13 protein-coding genes, 1 pseudogene and 1 CRISPR repeat array are annotated in these 18,855 nt (G+C 67.4%); of the genes and pseudogenes, 3 read left to right on the forward strand and 11 right to left on the reverse strand.

Annotated elements, in window-relative coordinates; all coding sequences use genetic code 11:
• Positions 1 to 138: 138 nt before the first annotated feature.
• Positions 139 to 719: a CRISPR direct-repeat array (repeat unit 29 nt; unit sequence GGGCTCATCCCCGCTCGCGCGGGGAGCAC).
• Between the two features lie 522 nt (positions 720 to 1,241).
• A pseudogene (locus DFR69_RS33000) lies at positions 1,242 to 1,677 on the reverse strand (DUF6283 family protein).
• A 425-nt stretch (positions 1,678 to 2,102) separates the two neighbouring features.
• Between DFR69_RS33000 and DFR69_RS33005 the strand changes: the two are divergent.
• The gene (locus DFR69_RS33005) at positions 2,103 to 2,450 is read left to right on the forward strand and encodes a histone-like nucleoid-structuring protein Lsr2 (RefSeq protein WP_110041622.1); all 348 of its coding nucleotides are present in this window, start codon (positions 2,103 to 2,105) and stop codon (positions 2,448 to 2,450) included.
• Between the two features lie 407 nt (positions 2,451 to 2,857).
• Here DFR69_RS33005 and DFR69_RS33010 read toward each other — a convergent pair whose 3' ends face one another.
• Positions 2,858 to 3,586 (reverse strand): GntR family transcriptional regulator, encoded by a 729-nt coding sequence (locus tag DFR69_RS33010; RefSeq protein WP_110041623.1) that lies wholly within the window; start codon positions 3,584 to 3,586, stop codon positions 2,858 to 2,860.
• A gap of 23 nt (positions 3,587 to 3,609) precedes the next feature.
• Here DFR69_RS33010 and DFR69_RS33015 point away from each other — a divergent pair, with 23 nt between their 5' ends.
• A complete protein-coding gene (locus DFR69_RS33015) occupies positions 3,610 to 4,533 on the forward strand; it encodes a LysR substrate-binding domain-containing protein (RefSeq protein ID WP_208644086.1) in 924 nt (307 codons plus the stop codon).
• Between the two features lie 44 nt (positions 4,534 to 4,577).
• Here the strand turns inward: DFR69_RS33015 and DFR69_RS33020 are convergent, their stop codons facing one another.
• The 6 genes from DFR69_RS33020 to DFR69_RS33045 form a co-directional block, all read right to left on the reverse strand.
• Complete coding sequence (locus DFR69_RS33020; protein ID WP_110041625.1) at positions 4,578 to 6,092, reverse strand: aldehyde dehydrogenase family protein; 1,515 nt, start codon at positions 6,090 to 6,092, stop codon at positions 4,578 to 4,580.
• A gap of 51 nt (positions 6,093 to 6,143) precedes the next feature.
• The gene (locus DFR69_RS33025) at positions 6,144 to 7,757 is read right to left on the reverse strand and encodes a sigma-54-dependent Fis family transcriptional regulator (protein ID WP_110041626.1); all 1,614 of its coding nucleotides are present in this window, start codon (positions 7,755 to 7,757) and stop codon (positions 6,144 to 6,146) included.
• 136 nt (positions 7,758 to 7,893) lie between these two features.
• Entirely contained in the window at positions 7,894 to 9,147 is a 1,254-nt protein-coding gene (locus tag DFR69_RS33030) for a CaiB/BaiF CoA transferase family protein (protein ID WP_110041627.1), read from the reverse strand.
• Between the two features lie 158 nt (positions 9,148 to 9,305).
• Entirely contained in the window at positions 9,306 to 11,273 is a 1,968-nt protein-coding gene (locus tag DFR69_RS33035) for a hydantoinase B/oxoprolinase family protein (protein WP_110041628.1), read from the reverse strand.
• 2 nt (positions 11,274 to 11,275) lie between these two features.
• Positions 11,276 to 13,330, reverse strand: a complete 2,055-nt coding sequence (locus DFR69_RS33040; protein WP_244198583.1) for a hydantoinase/oxoprolinase family protein — start codon at positions 13,328 to 13,330, stop codon at positions 11,276 to 11,278.
• A 39-nt stretch (positions 13,331 to 13,369) separates the two neighbouring features.
• On the reverse strand, positions 13,370 to 13,594 hold the full coding sequence (locus DFR69_RS33045) for a hypothetical protein (protein ID WP_110041630.1): 225 nt from the start codon (positions 13,592 to 13,594) through the stop codon (positions 13,370 to 13,372).
• A 314-nt stretch (positions 13,595 to 13,908) separates the two neighbouring features.
• Between DFR69_RS33045 and DFR69_RS33050 the strand changes: the two genes are divergently transcribed.
• Positions 13,909 to 14,550 carry a TetR/AcrR family transcriptional regulator gene (locus DFR69_RS33050; protein WP_110041631.1) on the forward strand — a complete coding sequence of 214 codons (642 nt, stop codon included), beginning with the start codon at positions 13,909 to 13,911 and terminating at the stop codon, positions 14,548 to 14,550.
• Here the strand turns inward: DFR69_RS33050 and DFR69_RS33055 are convergent.
• The 3 genes from DFR69_RS33055 to DFR69_RS33065 are packed head-to-tail and all read right to left on the reverse strand — an operon-like array spanning position 14,535 to position 18,700.
• Complete coding sequence (locus tag DFR69_RS33055; RefSeq protein WP_110041632.1) at positions 14,535 to 16,295, reverse strand: class I adenylate-forming enzyme family protein; 1,761 nt, start codon at positions 16,293 to 16,295, stop codon at positions 14,535 to 14,537. The two genes, DFR69_RS33050 and DFR69_RS33055, sit on opposite strands and share 16 nt — an antisense overlap.
• Positions 16,292 to 17,170 carry an SDR family NAD(P)-dependent oxidoreductase gene (locus DFR69_RS33060; RefSeq protein WP_110041633.1) on the reverse strand — a complete coding sequence of 293 codons (879 nt, stop codon included), beginning with the start codon at positions 17,168 to 17,170 and terminating at the stop codon, positions 16,292 to 16,294. The genes DFR69_RS33055 and DFR69_RS33060 overlap by 4 nt, the downstream gene beginning before the upstream one ends.
• A gap of 54 nt (positions 17,171 to 17,224) precedes the next feature.
• Positions 17,225 to 18,700, reverse strand: coding sequence for an aldehyde dehydrogenase family protein (locus DFR69_RS33065; protein ID WP_167456496.1), 1,476 nt, complete (start codon positions 18,698 to 18,700; stop codon positions 17,225 to 17,227).
• Positions 18,701 to 18,855 lie beyond the last annotated feature (155 nt).

Below are 18,855 nucleotides of genomic sequence, written 5' to 3' on the forward strand. Positions count from 1 at the left end.
CTGGCGATCACCCGACGAGTACGAAGCCAGCTATCATCACCGGGTTCCTACTGGAACCAGATAATCCGCTCTCTGGATTAGCGGGGGAACCTCAGCCTGGGAGCACAGCAGCTCTTCACCACAAGCCAATTCGATTCGGGGCTCATCCTCGCTCGCGCGGGGAGCACGAGCAGAAGACCGTCGCGCAGCTCATGCGGGAGGTCTCCATCCCCGCTCGCGCGGGGAGCACTCCTGAAGTTGCTTCGGCTGCTCTCGGACGTGGGGCTCATCCCCGCTCGCGCGGGGAGCACCTGTCGACGCGCGGCACCGCGGCGAGCACGTGGGGCTCATCCCCGCTCGCGCGGGGAGCACACTCGCCGCAGGACCAGCACTCGACGCGGTTCCAGGGCTCATCCCCGCTCGCGCGGGGAGCACGACACAGACGTTTTCGCCTCCGTCAGTATCGAGGGCTCATCCCCGCTCGCGCGGGGAGCACCGGGGCCGGTTCCGGTTCGGGCGCCAGCATCGGGGCTCATCCCCGCTCGCGCGGGGAGCACCGCTCGATGATGAACATGACGCCGTCGCCACCGGGCTCATCCCCGCTCGCGCGGGGAGCACCCGGCCGCATTCACATCGGCCGGATCAAGTCGGGGCTCATCCCCGCTCGCGCGGGGAGCACGAACAGGGCGTCGAACATGGTGGCTTCTTTCCGGGCTCATCCCCGCTCGCGCGGGGAGCACACTAACTGACCTGCATGTTCACACAGCACTCGACAGAATTACATTCACTTTTCGAGCAAAACCACAATAGTCAAACCAACACCCCGGTCGCCGCACCGCTGCCGTCCTTGCGCCAGTCTCGACCACCTTGTCCACCTCCCACTCTGAAGGCCATGTCTAAGCGACATTGAGTCGAAGATCCTCGATTCGCGCTGCAGTGTCCAGCATCTCCATGATGCGCTGCCCCCATCAAGTCGGTGACGATAGTGTCGAGGTAGGTGTTAAGTACAGTGCGCTAAACAAGCCCTCCGGCCGCACGTTCGTCGAGAATCAGCGGGTCCGGTCGGCATTCATGCCTAGCCATCCGCTGCCGCCACATGAACGTGGACGAACCGCGCGACAGTTCAGTCGCGACAGTTCAATCCCGAACTACCCTCTACCTCAACCGCCACCGGGCATGACTACCTCCACGACCTCGCGGCCGCGGACCACCTCGAACACGCCACCATCCTCGAGTGACCGCGACCGATCCCCTTTCTGTCGTCATTCGTCGGAGAATCCAGAATCGGCCAGATTCAGGTCCGATCGAGTGCGAGCGACCTTCCAGATCGCCAGCTGGGCATCCAACCCGGGTTGATCGCTGTCGCTCTGACCATGCCCGGCAGCCTCAGCACCCGAGGTGAACAACGGCACCGGCGACTCGTAGCCCTGCGCCTGTTCGAATGTGTGCGGGCTGATCCGCGCCTGAATCAACGCAAGGCGCAATGCCAACAGTTCGCCCCCGCCGTGGCAGCCCACCCATCCGCCGCACAGCCGAGTCCGCGTCGGTCTGGTGACACTGGAACAGATGAGGCGCCTGCACACCCATGTCCCCGTCATAGTTACGCAGCTTCTCGTACTCGCCGAAATCCCACACCCCACTGGGAACATCACGCCGGTACGGACAACTCACACACGGCCGCGGCGCCGGAGGGCCCATCTGGTCGCCGACCGCGTCGCCAGGTTCCACAACATCCCCCTCGCACGCAGCAGCCTGGCCACCGACTATCCGTGACTACGGACCAACTGCGCCAAGATTAACCCCGGCACGATCGAGGACGCCACCCACTGCGCCACAGTCCTCCCACCGTCAGACATAGCCGCGACACCGACATCAGACCATCCCACCGAACCAGTATGGGTGTACCGCCGTACAACAGCGACGTTGTGCGTGAGCTAGCACCAGGCGCACAGATTCCAAAGGATCCAGCAGGCGTCCCCTTATATGCCCACGCTTCGTCACGGCCGGCGATCGCCGAAACCTCGGGCTACACAAAAAATCCCGGCGTGAGATAGTCATCCATACTGCCCCCCTAACCCGGGCGGCAGTGTCGGCCAATTCATCCGCCAGATAGGAACACCCGCATGGCACGCAAAGTGGTAGTCAACATAGTCGACGACATCGACGGCACCACCCCCGCTAGCGAAACGGTCACCTTCGGCATCGATGGCGCCCTCTACGAAATCGACCTCTCCGACAGCAACGCCGCCAAGCTCCGCGACAACCTGGCGCACTGGGTCGCACACGCACGCAAAACCGGCCGCACAACCAAATCGACCAGCCGCAACACCGCCACACCGGCCACACCCACCCGAAACCGCAACGACCTCACCGCCATCCGAGCCTGGGCAGCCGAAAACGGCCACAAAGTCTCCGCACGCGGCCGCATCGCCGCCGAAATCGTCGACGCCTACAACAAGGCCGTGGCCTAGCCAACCAGCCGACCCGCCCCACCCAACACGAACCAGTCGCCTGGCGTTTCGTCGTCTCCATCGCAGGCAGCCTCGCCGGGCCGCGGTGAAGATGACCGTAAGTCGGGAAACCGAAGGATCGGCCGCGGGTCCGCGTCGACATGACCATCTCGGATCGGCCGCGGCAACCTCCGCGACGAGACGGATCGACCTGGCCTCTGGAATGAGTCGGACACGGGCCTCGGCGACGGATTCTCCGGCTTCTCGACTCGCGAGACACATCCCAGGCCACCTGGTGGTATCGATTGCCACGAGCGAGGGGTACGGCCCACCGCAGCACCACAGTTCTTCCTGCGGCCCCGTGCTCGTCCTGGGCGATGCGTTCTATCACCGGGTACTACGAATTCACCGACGTGCCCGCCAGAGGATCACCCCGGCTCTTCGTCCCACATCCCCACCTTCTCCAGCTGAGAGACGAGGTCGTCGGCGCCTGCCATGATGTGCTCGCGCATCAGGCTGGTCGCCGAGTCGGCCCGGCGCCGCCGCAGCGCGTCGAGAATGGCCGGGTGGTCACGCACGGAATCGTCGCCATGCCCCTCGATATCGAAGTAGAAGCGGTTCGGGAGCTGTTTGACCATGGCCCCCAGTGCGATCGCCAGCCGCGGCGACTCGGCCGCGAGGTTCACGACCCGATGGAATTCGTGGCCTAGGTCCAGAATCCGCTCCACATCGATGTTCTCCCTGGCGGCGCGCACGTGCGCCTCGACCACGTCGTCGAGGTGATCGAGGCGTTCGGCGGAGATTCGGGTCGCCGCGCGGCCCGCCAACTCCCCCGACACCGTGGCGCGCAGCCAGAACATGTCACGCACGTCCTCACGGGTGAACCCGACGACCCGGTAACCCCGGCGCGGCACCAGTTCCAGGAAGCCGTCGGCACTCAGCATGAGCAGCGCCGCACGGACCGGAGTGTTGCTGACGCCGAGCGTCTCGGCGACGGCCTCGGCACGGACGAACTCACCTGGGCGCACCTGGCCCGAGATGATCCGTTCCCGCACATGGCCCGCCACTTCTTCAGGCAGCTGCCGTCGTTCGCCACCCAGGTCGCGCTGTCCTGTTCCATCGCCCACCGCGAACGGCGAGCTGGGCGCCGAGGTCATCCGACCCTCCTCTTCTAGTCCGGTTGATAATATACAATACTTTAATGGAGTTGCGTCAGCTGGAGATCTTTTGCGCCGTCGCCGAGGAATTGCACTTCGGCCGCGCGGCGGAACGTCTTCATCTGGCCCAGCCCTATCTCAGCCGGTCCGTCCGGGCGCTGGAGGCCGACTTGGGCACGCCGTTGTTCGAACGCACTACTCGTCGGGTCGAGCTGACCCATGCCGGACACGTACTGCGCGATTCCGCCGCGGCGATGCTGCGGATCGAGGCGCGGGCACGCGCCGATGTCACCGCCGCGCATCGGGGTGAGGCGGGCACAGTACGGCTCAGCTTCGCGGGACCGTCCTCTCAGGCGATGGTGGGCAGGCTGGCGCGAGCGATCCGTGAACGGCACGCGGGCATCACGCTGGCTGTGCGGCCGGGACGTTACGGTCCCGGCGTACTCGACGAGCTCCTGGACCGGTCCACCGACCTGGCCATCGCGCGTTTCGCGTGCGCCCCGCCCGAGGTGGAGTGCCGACCGGTAGCCCGCGAACTCGGCGTGCTGGTGGTACCTGCGTCCCACCCAGTCGCACAGCGGGATGCCGTGTCGCTCACCGCACTCCGTTACGAGCCGTTCATCACGCTGCCGGAAGGTTCCGGTTCCGCTGTTCGCTCGACGTTCACAGCGGCGTGCCGCGCCGCGGGGTTCGAGCCGGAGATCGCGCAGACTGCGCCGGACTCGTGGACGTGCGTCGCACTCGTCGCCGCCGGAGTCGGGCTGCATTTCACCACCGACGCGGCTGCGGCCACCCTGCCCACCGAGGGAGTCCGGGTCATGCCGCTCGCCGGCGACATCCCCATCGCTCCAGTACTCGGATACCTGGTGTGGCGACAAGGCGATCACGATCCCACGCTGCGCCGCGTCCTGCACCTGTCCGAGCAGGTGCTTCCGACGGTTTCGTGAATACTGCTGCACCGGAACAGATTTCCAGCACAACAGCCCCGATCTCATCGGTCGAGCAGCGTGATCACCGATTTCGTCTCCAGGTACTCCTCGACCCCGTCGGGTCCACACTCCCGGCCCCAGCCCGACTGCTTGAAACCGCCGATGGGCATGGCCGCACCACCCGCGCGGTGCACGTTGATACCGACCCGGCCGGTCCGCAGGCGGCGCGCGGTGCGCTGGGCGACGGCGACGTCGCGGGTCCAGACACTGCCTGCCAGACCGTATTCGGTGTCGTTGGCCGCCGTGATCGCCTCGTCGAGATCGGTGAAGGACATGGCGCCGATGACCGGGCCGAAGATCTCCTCGCGCACGATGCGCATCGCCGGTGTTACGTCAGCGACCACGGTCGGTTCGTAGAAAAAGCCCTGGTCGCCGTAGCGCCTGCCGCCGCTGACAAGACTCGCGCCCTCGGCGAGTCCTTCGGTGACGTATCCGTGGACGCGATCGAGATGCTGCTGGGAGATCAGCGGACCGAGGTCGGCCGCAGAGTCGGTGCCGTAGCCGAGCTTCAGCGCCCGGCCCTCGGCCGCCACCCCCTCGACCACGCGGTCGTAGACGCTGTCGTGGACGAACAGCCGGGTACCGGAGGTGCAGATCTGGCCCGAATTCCAGAAGATGCCCTTGGCAACTCCAGGGATGACCTGGTCGAGGTCCGCGTCGGAGAGCACGATGACAGGAGACTTGCCGCCGAGTTCGAGCGAGAGTTTCTTCAGGTTCCCGGCTGCCGCCTGCACGATCTTGCGGCCGACGGCGGTCGATCCGGTGAAACTGATCTTGTCCACGTCGTCGTGGGCCACCAGCGCCGCACCCGCGGTGCCTCCACCGGTCACCACATTGACCACACCGTCGGGCACGCCCGCCCTGAGCAGGAGCCGCCCGAGCGCGAGCGCGGTCAGTGAGGCGTTCTCCGAGGGTTTGAGCACGCAGGCACACCCGGCGGCCAGTGCGGCGGGCACCTTCATCGCCATCCCGACCATCGGCGCGTTCCAGGACACAATCAGACCCGCCACACCGACCGGCTCTTTGTAGGTGTGGCCCTGGAAGCGCATCTCGGCCGGGCCGATATCGGCGGTGCGCCCATGGATCTTGTCGGCCCAGCCGGCGAAGTAGCGGAACATGTTGACCGCCTCGCCGATCATGAGCCTGGCTTGGCTGATCGGCATGCCGACGTCGAGGCTTTCCAGGCGGGCGAGGTTCTCGATATCGGCCTCGATGAGCTCGGCGGCCCGCCACAACACCACGCCGCGCTGGGCTGCGGACAGGCGCAGCCAGCGTTCCTCCTCGAACGCACGGCGGGCTGCGGCGACCGCGGCATCGACATCGGCCGCGCCCGCCTCGGCCAGACACGCGACCGCGTCACCGGTGCCGGGATCGACCACGTCGAACCTCGCTCCCGACGCGGCGTCACGCCACGCTCCGTCGATCAGCAGCTGCCCATCGCCTCCAGAGGAACCGAAGGCGACGTGCAGCGACGCCGGAGTGCGGTCGAGGTCGGCGGCGAAGTCGTTGATAGCCATACTCTTTCGAACCTGTTTCTGCGAAGGGATGATGGAAGGTGACCGGAATACTCAGTCGATGTGCAGCGCACGCATCCGGTTGTAGAGGGTCGATCGGCTCAGACCGATGGCTCGCGCCGCCTGCTTGCGATTGCCGCCCGCGGCTTCCAGCGCGTTGACGATGATCTCGCGCTCGGCCAGCCGCAGGGGCGAGGTCGATCCGCGGCCACGGAAGCGGTGGGAACCGGGCAGATCGGCGGGCACGATGTCGCCCGCTGTGCGGGTGGCCGCGAGCGCACCCACCACTCGCCGCAGTTCGGCGAGATTGCCGGGCCAGGGTTGCTCGGCCAGTACCCGCAATGTTTCGGGGGTCATGCGGGCACGCCCATCGGCACCAGCGGCATCGGCGAACATCAGCTGCGCCAGCCGCGGGATTTCCTCCCGTCGCCTGCGCAACGGCAGCAGTTCTCGGTACGAGGCGCACAGTGCCATCAACCTGTCTTGCGCGCGAGCAGACCCGTCGTCGGGAGCGCAGGTGAGCACGACCCGACGGCTGGTGGTGCCGAGCCATCGCGACAGCAGGGTGACCAGCGCGTCCGAAAGCAGGTGAACGTGTTCGACGATCACCGCGGGCCCCGCCGACTGCAGCAGGCACGCCGCGTTCGCCGCCCACGCGTCCTCACCGAGGGCGACCACGTCGGCGGCGTCGATGATCTCGGCGTCGGTTCCCGCGACAGTCCGGGCTTCGGTGGTCCGCCCCGATCCGGGCTCGCCGGCCACGAGCAGGGGCCAGGCAAGGGCGCGGGGTTTCACGGCGCGCCGGGGCCGCGGCGCGATCTCGGTGGCGACGATGTCGATCAGCGTGCCGTCGACATCGTCGATGGGCGTACACGCCATCTCGATCGCGCGACCCGAGGTGAGGGTGAGCCGGTGGCTGCGATCCCCACCGGCGTGGGTGAGCTCGGCGCAGGTACGCAGCGCCGCGTGATCGGGGGGCTCCAGCATCCCCAGCGCCGCCGGCGTCGCCAGCACGAGCTCGTCGCCCATGACCACGACCGGACGGCCACGGCGTTTGGTGGCCTGCTGGAACACGTCGAGCAACCGGTGGTGGGTCTGCTGAGAATCACGCTGCAGCCGTTCCTCGATATCGCGCACCATGCGGCGGACGAGTTGCGGGAACAGTCGGTGGTCCGAGCCGGTCGGTCCCCCGATGTCGAGGACGCCGATGAGCCGACCGGTCACCGGATGCAGGATCGGGTGACCGTAACAGGTGAATCGATGCAGGGCGCGGTTGAAGTGCTCGGGGCCTTGGACCAGCAGCGCGCTACGCGTCTCCAGTGGCGTGCCCACCGCGTTGGTACCGATCACGTCCTCGGCCAGCTGGGCGCCGGGCACCAGCCCGAGCTCGACCAACGGGGCCCGGACCAGGGGGTCGGGGCTGCGCACGTCGACCAGGCGGGCCGTACGGTCGGCGAGCGCCATCGCCAGCGGGGCGCCGTCCAGGTCCGACAGTGCCCGGTCGAGGACGGGGAGGGCCGCGCGGGCGAGGCTGTCGTCGAGTCGGGGCGGCGTCTGCGCGGGAAACGCGATGTCGTCGCTGATTCCGTACAGCCGCGACCGGCGCCACGCCGTGGCGATGTCAGTGCGGAAGGACGGTTGTTCTGGGCTCTGCGTAGTGCTGCGCACGCGACACCACCTTGTCTCGCGGGCTCCGGATAGTGGGTCGTGCGGTGCCGGCCGGAGTGTCGAACGGAATTCTTCGGGAACATCCGAGGTCGGTGGAACCGCAGGCCGCCCATCGGAATACAACCGCCAAACCGCGTCAGATGACGCGTTTGACCTTCAGCGCTTCGAGTTCGTCGGCGTCGAGTCCGAGCAGGTCCCGGTATACCTCGTCGTTGTGCGTGCCGAGTTCGGCAGCGGGCTGGTCGAGGCCGACTCGGGAGCCCGACATGTGGATCGGGATGCCGCCCGCGACGGCGTCGATCGGGCCCACCCGCGGATCTTCGAGCCGCTGCAGCGCACCGCGCTCGAACAGGGCCGGATCGGCGAGCGCTTCCAGCGCGGTGCGCACCGGAACACAGGGCACTCCGCGGCGCACGTTGAGTTCCTCGATGACCTCCGCCGAGGTGTGCCCGCGGGTCCAGGCCTCGATCAGCTCGTCGAGGACAGCGGCGTTGACCGCGCGTGGCCCGCGACCGGCGAACCGTTCGTCGTCGATGAGGTCGGGTAGCCCGATGGCTTCGAAGATCGAGCGCGCCCAGGTGTCGCTCGCCGCGGCGATCGAAACGTAACCGTCGCTCGTCGGATAGACACCGAAGGGCGCCAGCCGACTGTGGCTGTTACCCGAGCGGGCTGGAAAACCGTGCCGCTGCAGCACATCCGGGTGCTCGAACGGCAGCAACGAGGTCACACACTCGAGCATCGAGACCTGCACATGCTGGCCCTCGCCGGTGACCGTGCGCTGCAGCAAGGCCGATTGCAGACCGATGACCGCATACAGCGGGGCGAGCATGTCGGAGATGGCGACACCGGTCCGGATCGGCGGACCGTCGGCGAACCCGGTGGTGTCCATCAAGCCGCTCAGGGCCTGCACCGTGATGTCCATGGCCTTAACACCCGGGTACATGCTTGGCGCGCCGAGCCCGTTCACCGAGCAGTAGACGATTCGGGGGTTGGCCGCCCGTACCGACTCGTAATCCACGCCGAGGCGCTGCACGGTGCCGTCGCTGAGGTTCTCGAAGACGACGTCGGCGTCCTCGGCCAGGCGGAAGAACAGCGCGCGCCCCTCGGGCGACTTCAGGTCGAGCGTGATCGACTTCTTCTGGCGCGCCCTGGCCAGGATCGACAGCGAGATGTCCCCCTCCGACACCGCGTCGAAGTGTATCCCGCCCCGACCGTGGAAGGGTGGGTTGAACCGGGCGATGTCGCCGCCGACCGGTGATTCGATCTTAATGACCTCGGCACCGAGGCCGGCCAGCAGCAGCGTCCCGTAGGGCCCGGCCAGCGCCACCGTCAGATCCAACACGCGCAGCCCCGACAGCGGCTGCGCGCGCTGCGTTGTCGATTCGCTCAAGACGTCGCACTCCCGTTCACGATCCGCCGCAGCCTGCGCCGCAGTGTGAGACACAATATATCATACTTAAAGTGTTGTGGCCCACATCAGGACAGTGCCGCTGCGCGATGTGGCCCGGGCCGCACCTGGGGGCGGAGAGTTGCGGCCCGGGCCGTTGGTCAGGCTTCCGCGGCGCGCAGCGACTCGGTGGCCGCGAGATCGACACGCAGACCTTCCGGGTCGGCGTACGCGTCGCCGACCACGACCACGCCGAAGTCGCGAGCGGCACCTTCGACGGTGATGTACTCGTCGCGCACGTCCCGCTTGACGAGTTCGGGGTCGCGGGCGAACGGATCACCCCATCCGCCACCGCCGTTGGTCAGGTAGCGCCACGTGGCTCCGGTGGCGGTCGACCAGATCGGGGTGCGTCCGTAGTAGAAGAACTCGCCGTCCGGATCGGGTACCTGGCTCGCCGGATCGAGCGTCCCCGCCACCGCGACCGAGCCGGCGTATACCGCGGGACCGAAACCGATCAGCGATTCGGGCCCGGTGACCGGCGCACCGTCCTGACCGAAGATCCAGACCCCGCCCAGTGCCCCGTCTCGGCCGCCGTACACCCCGACTCCGCTGGCCTCGCGGAATCGCAATGGGACGGTCTGGTGCTGCCCGGCCTGGGTGTACTGGATGTCCTTGACGATCGCGGCGCCACCCCGGGCCACACCGGGTCCCGCGGTGTCGGCAACGAACTCGCGGCGCATGATGCGCAACGGGAAGTCGGCCTCGAGCGATTCAGTGGACGGCGACATCAGGTTGAAGATGTAGGCGCACGAGCAGCCGTCGCCGTCACCCTCTTTCGAACCGCCGCGTGGGCCGTGTTCCCCGCCTGCCATCGCCGAACAGAACCACGGCGTGCCGTCCGGTCCCACGCCGTTGGCGTTGTGGACATAGGCGGCGCCGAAGTCACCGCCGAGCGCGTCGGCCCCGAGCACGGGCCCGAGCACCCGCAGCAGGATGGTAACGATCAGCGACTGAACCTCGTAATAGCAGAACACCGCGCCGTCCGGCGGCAGCGCGCTGGTGATCGAACCCGGCGGCACCAGGATGTCGAAGTCGCGGAAGGTGCCCGAGGTGAACTCACTGTCGGGCGAGAGCACCATCTTCAAGCCGACGCCCACCGCCGTCTTCACATCCAGCGCACCGGCATTGATACAGGTACGCGCCTGCCGGGACGAGCCGCTGAAGTCGACTTCCACCGCGCTCCCCCGTTTGCGCAGGTTCAGCCGGACGACGTACTCCTCGGCATCGTCGACTCCGTCGGCGTCCAGCCGCCCCGATCCGCTGTAGTCGCCGTCGGGCAGGGAGGCGAAGGCGCCGCGCATCCGTTCGGCCGAGGCGTCGCAGGCGTAGCGCATGCTGCCCAGGTAGGCCTGGATGCCGTAGCGGTCGATGGTCTCGCGGATAAGCCGCTCGCCGAGCGTGCAGCAGCCGTGGATGGTCTTGAAGTCGGGCAGCATCAGCTCGCCCAGCCGGACGTTGTCGAAGATCAGCGAGAAGGTCTCGCGTACCGGCTCGCCCGCGTGGTATAGCAGGCGCGGGCTGATGACGATGCCGTCCTCGTAGATGTTGTGCTTCATCGCCGAGAAGCCGCCAGGGAAGATACCGCCGGCGTCGAGCTGGTGTGCCCGCAGCGCCAGGAAACCGACGATCTTCTCGTCGTAAAATACCGGGCGGACGAAAAGTACGTCGTTGTAATGGTTCCCGACGCGGTAGACGTCGTTGCAGACCAGCAGGTCGCCGGGCACCAGGCGCTCGGGGCCATATTCCTCGACCGTCACCCGCACCGCATCCGACATCGTGCCCAGGAACACCGACAGGCCGTTGGTGACCGCGCTCATGGCGTAGTCCTGTTCCGGCGGTGCGCAGATGCAGGCCGCGAAGTCATAGCACAGGGCGATGATCGGAGAGAACGCGCGATGCAGCAGTCCGGTGGTGACGTGCTGTACCGAGTAGCGCAGCCGGTTGGCGACCACACCGGCGGTGAAGCGATCGCAGTCGTAGCGGCTCGCGAATTCGTCATCGCTCAGGTCCCGCAGGAGGGTCTGCGGCGGGGCGAGCCCGGCGGAGACTGCGAGAGTGGGGGTGATCATGATCAGTTCTCCTCGGTACGGGTGATGACGATTTCGCCGACGCTGCCGACCCGAGCCGTCTGGCCGGCCAGCACGAAGGTCGTCGACAGCGGTTCACGGATCACGGCCGGACCGGTGATCACATCGCCGAGCAGCAGCTGCTCGCGCTCGAACTCCTGCGCCACGATGTCGACGTCCTCGAGGTGGTGCAGGGTGACCGTGCCGGTCGGGATCGGGCGCTCACCGGAGGGACGGCGCGCCGGGCGCGGGTATTCGACCTTCGCGGTGGGCACCACCGCGGTGAGCCGGTAGGTGACGCCCTGCACCGGCATCCCCTCGAACCGGTTACCCGAGCGTTTCTCGTAGCCGTCGTGGAAGTTGGTGATCATCTGCTCGATCGCCTCGGCGGTGATGGTCCCGCCCGGTACCTCGACGAACGGGGTCTCCCAGACCTGGCCCATGAGATGGCCGTCGAAGGTGCGCACGAAGGTGACCGTCTCTGCATCGTTGCCGAGCTCGTGGCGCATCTCGGCTTCCATCTCGCGGTAGACGGTGTCGATGTCCTCGGCCGCGTCGGGGGTGAGGATCGTGTAGGAGGTGCGGCTGTCGGCGTGCACCTGGTCCGCGCTGACCAGGCCCAGGGCCGAGAACAAACCGGGATACGGCGGCACGATGACCGATTTGAGATTGATCAGGTCGAGCAGCGCGGGCAGCATCATCGACCCGGCCGCACCGAAGGAGACCATCGCGTAGTCGCGGGGGTCGACACCGTCCTTGACGATGACGTCGAGAATGCCTTCGGCCACATTGTTGACGGCCATGCGGTAGGCGAAGCGGACCCGCTCCGACAGTGTGGCCTTGGTGTCGAGCCGGTCGAACGCCGCCGCAGACAGGGCTGGGTCCAGCGTGGACCGGCCCGCGGCGAAACGGGTGCCGTCGAGGATGCCGATCAGCAGAAAGGTGTCGGTCGTGGTGGGCACGGTCCCACCGCGTCCGTAGCAGGCCGGTCCCGGATCGGCGCCCGCGCTCTCCGGCCCCACCTGGATCTCGCCGGTCGGGGTGATGCTCACGATGCTGCCCCCACCGGCGCCGACGCTGACGATCTCGTTGGACAGCGTGTTGACCAGCAGGTCGTGTTCGAGTTCGAACGTGGTGTTGACGAAAGGATCGCCGCCGGTCACGAGACTGATGTCGGCCGAGGTGCCGCCGATGTCGACACACAGCAGATTGGGCTCGTCGATCATCGCGCCGAGCCGGGCACACGCGACCGTGCCCGCCGCTGGACCGGAGAACACGATGCGCGACGGGCGTTCGAGGGCGACATCGATCGGAGCCAGCGTCGCCGCGCAGTCTGCGAAGTTCAGGTCACCGGTGAATCCCAGCCCGGTGAGCCCGGATTCGAGCTGCTTGGCGTACGGCCCGTAGATCTTCTTCATCAGGACGTCGACGACGGTGGTCGAGGCACGCGGATACTCGCGTGCCAGCGGCGACACCTCGCTCGAGATCGAGCACGCGATGTCGCCGAGCTCCTCGCGCACGAGGTCGCGCAGCTGCCGCTCGTGGGTGCCGTCGACGTAGGAATTCAGCAGACAGATGGCCACACCCTCGATCCCGCAGCCGCCGAGGATCCGCAGCTGTTCGCGGGCCTGCGCGGCATCGAGCGGGATCACCACCGACCCATCGGCACCGATTCGCTCGAGGACGCCGCGGCGCAGGTAACGCGGCACGATCGGCGCGGTGACGTCGCCGAAGCTGCGTCGCCAACGGGGGTCGGTGTTGGCGTGGGCCGGGCGCTGGGCGCGGGCCATGTCGAGGATGTCACGGTGCCCCTCCGTGGTGAGAAACGCGATCTTGGGCAGACGCCGGGTGATGATCGCGTTCAGCCCGTGAGTGCTGGCGTGGTTGAAGACCGCGGCGTCGGTGACACCGACCTCGGCGGCCCCTTCCAGGACTGCCTTGTAGCTTTCGGTGACGTTCGTGGCGACCTTGACGGTCTCGATCCGGCCGTTCTTCACCGACACGATGTCGGTGAAGGTTCCGCCGACGTCGACGCCGATCATGCCTATGGTGTGCGGCACTGCTTCGTTCCCTTCGTCTTTCGTGGTGTGCGGCGCCGGTCAGATCCGGTCCGCCAGCAGTTCGATCGGTCCCAGCTTCGGACCCGGGTCACGGCGCAGGGAGTACAGGCAGTTCGCGCACTTCACGACGTCGAACCAGCCACCTTCGGACAGCACCGGGTATCTCTGCACCGATTCGGCCGCGCAGCGCGGGCACGCGCCGGGCACGCCCGCGCGCGCGACCGACAGTGTCGGCTCGCTCGGGCGGGGATGGGCGATGGTCATGATTTCTCCTCTACGTCGTTGTGGGAAGAACGGCGGGTCGGCCACGGCAACGGGCCGGGATCCGCGGCCCCGTCGGTATCGCGGGACAAAATCTAACGGGTTATGGAAAAAATATAACGCACTTCACATGTGCGCAAGACCACACTCTGTTTATTTTCTGGACCGCACATGCTGGTAAATCTGACGGTTGCCGGCCTCAGACGACATCAACCGCGGCACAGCAGCTCCGGGATCGAACGATGTATTCTTCAGTTTGTTAGAAATATTGGCCGCGCTGCCCGCCGGCAATCCGACGACAGAGGGGAACCAGGCCCATGCCACGCTCGAGTACCGCTTCCACCCGCCCGGCGCGAGGGCTGAGCAAGTCCGCGGCGACTCGCAGGCGAGTCATCGACGCCGCCGCCCGGCTGCTGGTGACCCACGGCTACAGCGGAACCCGGCTGTCGGACGTGGCCGACGAGGCAGGCTTACAGGCGGGCAGCCTGTACTACCACTTCAGCTCCAAGGAAGCGCTGGTCGAGGAGGTGCTGCGCTACGGAATCCAGTTCACCCACGGCCAGGTGCGCGTCGTGGTCGATCAGCTGCCGGAGAACGCGACCCCCGGCCAGCGGCTCGCCGCCGCGGTCGACGGCTTCGTGGCCGCCATTCTCGAGCTCGGTTATATGTCGCCGGCCTACATCCGCAGCTACCGACAGCTCCCGGCGGAGATCCAGGACCGGTTGCGGCCGATCCGGCAGGCCTTCGGCCGGCTGTGGGAGGAACTGATCGACGCGGCCATCGATTCCGGTGAACTGCGGTCCGATATCGACCCGTACGTGCTGCGTCTGTTCATCGTGCACACCCTCGAACAGGTGCCCGAATGGCCCGAGAAGACCCGTCGGTCGATCACCGACATCTCCGCGACCATGCGGACCCTCCTGTTCGCGGGTGTGGCGGGTGATCACCCGCGTTCGTGAAAACTCAGCTCGGCCACTGTCGTTCGCGCCTGTTCGGGCCCGATGAGACGCTGGGCGATCGGCACCAACCGGAACTTCTGCACTTTGCCGGTACTGGTTTGCGGTATGTCCTGCGCTCCTGTGATGAACACGTGACGGGGCACCTTGAACCGGGCGAGACCGGCCCGGCACGCAGCGATCAGCTCCTCGGGGTCCGGGGTTGCGCCCGGATCCGGGATGACGAAGGCACAGCCCGACTCCCCCCACAGCTCGTCGGGCACGCCGACGACGTAGGCCTGACTCACGCCCGGCTGTCGGGTGAGCAGGTCCTCGACCTCCTTAGGCATCACCAGTTCTCCGCCGCTCTTGTACAGGTCCTTGGCCCTGCCGGTGATCACGAGGGAACCGTCGGGCAGGAACCTGCCGACATCGCCCGAGTGCAGCCAGCCCGCACGGAGCACCGCGTCGGTGTCCTCCGGGCGATTCCAGTAGCCCAGCATCGTCGACGGACCACGGGAGACCAGTTCTCCCTCCTGCCCGGCCGGCACTTCGTCGCCAGTCGCCGGATCCAACACCCGATATTGGGCGAGGACTCCCCCGAATTCCGGAATTCCGGCTGCCCCACTGGGTTTGGGTCTGCCGACTGTTCTGGTCAGTACCGACACCGGGTCCTCGGGCTGGGTCATCACGCTCGCGCCGATTTCGGTCATGCCATACGCGGTGGTCAGTTCGGTGACACCGAGTGCCTCTTCGATTCGCTCCCACAGCCAGCTCGGCGCCACCGCCGAGCCCGACAGCATGCGTTGTAGCGAGGACAGGTCGAACCGGTCCCGCTCCGGGTGTTGCACCAGTGCCACACTCATGGTCGGCACGCCGAGCAGATCGGTGACGCGATGCTTCTCGATCGCGGCGAAGTACTCGAGGGGCTCGAACTTCGGTTGCGGGAGGATCGCGCCGCCGACGAACAACGAGGCCTGGATGGCATGTTCGTAGGCGAACAGGTGATAGCACGGCAGAGCGAAGACCACCCGGTTGCCGTCGGGCAGCGCACGGCAGTAGGCCGACCCGTAGGAAGTGCGCTGCAGCGCGTCGTGGGTCAACAGCACGCCTTTGGGGCTGCCGGTGGTGCCGGAGGTGTAGAGGATGTCGGACGGGTCGCCGGGGTCACGCAGGCCGCCGGGCGCCAGGCCGGTGTGCTCCTCGCCGATCCGCTCGACATCCGACAGGTCGAGCACACCGTCGCGGCCGGTCCCGGCACCGGCCGGATCGAACATCACCACGCGCGACAGTTCGCCGATCACCGGCACGCCCGTGCGATCCCAACCGGGGGCCAGCTCGTCGAGCATGGCCAGATAGTCCATGTCCCGGAATCCGGTCATAGTGATCAGGACCCGGCAATTGGACTGGGCCAGCACATAGCCCAGTTCGTCGGTGCGGTAGAGGTAGTTCAGCGGCACGGCCACGCCGCCGACCCGGGCGATCGCCATCTTCAACGGGGTGTACTCCGGGAAGTTGGCCATGATCAGCCCGACGTGATCACCCGGGCGCACCCCGATCGCGGCCAGACCGTCGGCGAGCCGACGGGCCCATCGCTGCACCTCACGATAGGTCAGGACGAGATCCCCAGCGATGACGTAGGGCCGGTCGGGGAACCGTTCGACCGTATGGTCGAACTGCTGGTCCAGGGTCCGCGGCACCCAGGGCGCGAACTCCGCTTCCAGTGCCGCGCGACGCTGCGCGGGCGATGCTGTGAGCTCAGTGGTCATCGCGTGCCTTCCGCGAGCACCTCGACCTTGCGGTGGATGGTCGACCGGGCACCGGTGCTGCCGCGGTTCACGCCAACCAAGCCGCGCAGCGCCGGGTTGTTGTTCACCAGGTCACCGAGCTGGGGACCTGCTGCCATCATGCCACCGTCGACCGTGATCACCTCACCGGTGATGAAGGCGGCCTCCTCGCTGGCCAGAAAGGACACCACCGCGGCGACGTGGTCGGCGACCCCGGCGTAGGGCAGGGGCTGGATCGTGCCCAGCACCGGGGCGAGGTCGTCGGAGGTCATTCCGATCAGTGGCGTGGTGATGATGCCGGGCGAGACCGCGTTCACCCGGATTCGGTCGGGGGCGAACTCCAGGGAGGCCATCCGGGTCAGGTGCTCGACGCCGGCCTTGGCGACCGAGTATGCCTGAACGCCGATGCCGGCGGCCTGGGCACCGATGGAGCCGAAGTTGACGATCGCCCCACCGGTGCCTTGCTCACGCATGACCCGGCCGGCGTGCTTGGTGCCGAGGAAGACACTGCGCAGCACGACGTCGAAGGTGTAGTCCCAGTCGGCGACCTCGATCTCGGTCAACGGTCCGAACGCCCCGCCGACACCGGCGGCATTGACCAGGACGTCCAAGCGCCCGAATTCCGCCCGTGTGCGCGACACCGCGGCTTCGAAGTCGGCTTCCTCGCTCACATCGGTGCGGACGAACCGGACCCGGTCGCCCGCACCGTGGTCGGTGAACTCGGCGACAGTGCGCTGCGCGACTTCCTCGTTGAGGTCGGCGATCACCACCCCGAAACCACGATCGAGGAAGCGGGCCACACTCGCCCGGCCCATACCGCTGGCGCCACCGGTCACCAATGCGCTCTGCTGTGTCATCTGCAACTCCTTGGTTTCTCTCTGTGCTGGAACGGTTCTCGACGTATCCACGGATCAGCCGAGAAGAACCTGTTTGGCCGCGGCGAATTCGCGGATCCCTTCGGGACCGCATTCACGTCCCCAGCCGGACCGTTTCACTCCGCCGAAGGGCGCCGCCATGGTCGGGCCGAAGGTGTTGATCGCGACCGAACCCGAGCGAAGTCGGCGTGCGACGGCGAGGCCGCGCTCAGGGTCCGCGGTGAACACACTCGCCGCGAGGCCATAGCGAGTGCCGTCGGCGATGCGCACCGCCTCGTCGACATCGTCGTAGGGCAGCAGGACAGCGACGGGCCCGAAGATCTCCTCCTGCGCCACCCGGTCGCGGGGGTCGGCTCCGGTCAGCAGGGTGGGCTCGTAGAACCAGCCGTCCGGCCGTGCGTCGGGTCGTTTGCCACCGCAGACGATCTCGGCACCGTCGGCGACCGCAGTGCGTACCGCCGCCTCCGTGCGGTCGTAGGCGACCCGGTTGGCAAGCGGTCCGTGATCGGTGTCGTTCTCGGCGGGATCACCGATCCGCAACGCGCGATAGGCGGTGGCCAGGGCGTCCGCAATCTCGTCGTGCCGACCGGCGGGGACGAGGATACGTGACAGGGCGGCGCACACCTGGCCGGCGCCGCTCATCGAGCCCGCGACCAACGCCCGCAGGGACATCTCGAGATCCACATCGTCGAGCAAGATCGCCGGTGACTTGCCCCCGAGCTCGAAGACGGTGCGGGGCAGATTGTCCGCGGTCTGCCGCAGGATCTCGGCTGCGGCGCGCGGGCCACCGGTGAACGAGACCACCTCCACCCGCGGATCGCGTACCAGGTGGGCCGACACGTCCGCATCTGCGGCGAGGATGCTCAGAACCCCGGGCGGAAAACCTGCCGCCACAGCGCATTCCGACACCAGACGCATGGTCAATGCCGATTCGGGCGCCGCCTTCACCACCACCGTCGAACCGGCCAGGAGCGCGGGGATCACCTTGCACCCGATGGTGGGCAGCGGTCCGTTGTACGGCATCACCGCCACCACGGGGCCGACGGCTTCGTACTCGATCGACACCGGCCCGACCGGGGTGGAGCGGGACTCGGCCGCGAGCGCGGATTCCGCTGTCGCAAGGGCGGTGCGCCAGGCGGTGACAGCGGCAAACCGGTGCAGTGTCCGGCCCCAGCGCACCGGGATACCGGCTTCGACCGCCCACAACCGAGTCAGCTCGTCGAGCCGCTCCTCGAGAAGATCGGCGAAGCGGGAGACCACCTCCGCCCGACGCCCGACTGGCAGCCGCGGCCATTCCCCGGTGAAGGCCTCGGTGGCCGCCGTGACCGCGTCGTCGGCGTCGGCCGCGGTCGGCACGACCACGTCGGTCACCGGACGTTCGGTCGCCGGGGAGATCACCGGCCGCCACTGCCCGCCGCGCGAGGGCCGCCACACCCCGCCGACCAGGACCGCGTCGGGGTGCGGGATCGACACCTCGATCCGCAGACCATCGCCAGTCGTCTTCGTTGTCACGTGACACCTCCATGGGCTCGGCCTGGAACGGCCGCGAACGCTGTGGGAAGGGATTCGGTTTCTAACTGATCACCGATTGCATTGATGAGCACACGCTGGGCACATACTGCCACCGAGCGGCTCTTTCACCGATAGTAACCTAATGACTCGTAGAT

Origin of the sequence: Nocardia neocaledoniensis, assembly GCF_003182135.1 — a bacterium.
Classification (GTDB): domain Bacteria; phylum Actinomycetota; class Actinomycetes; order Mycobacteriales; family Mycobacteriaceae; genus Nocardia; species Nocardia neocaledoniensis.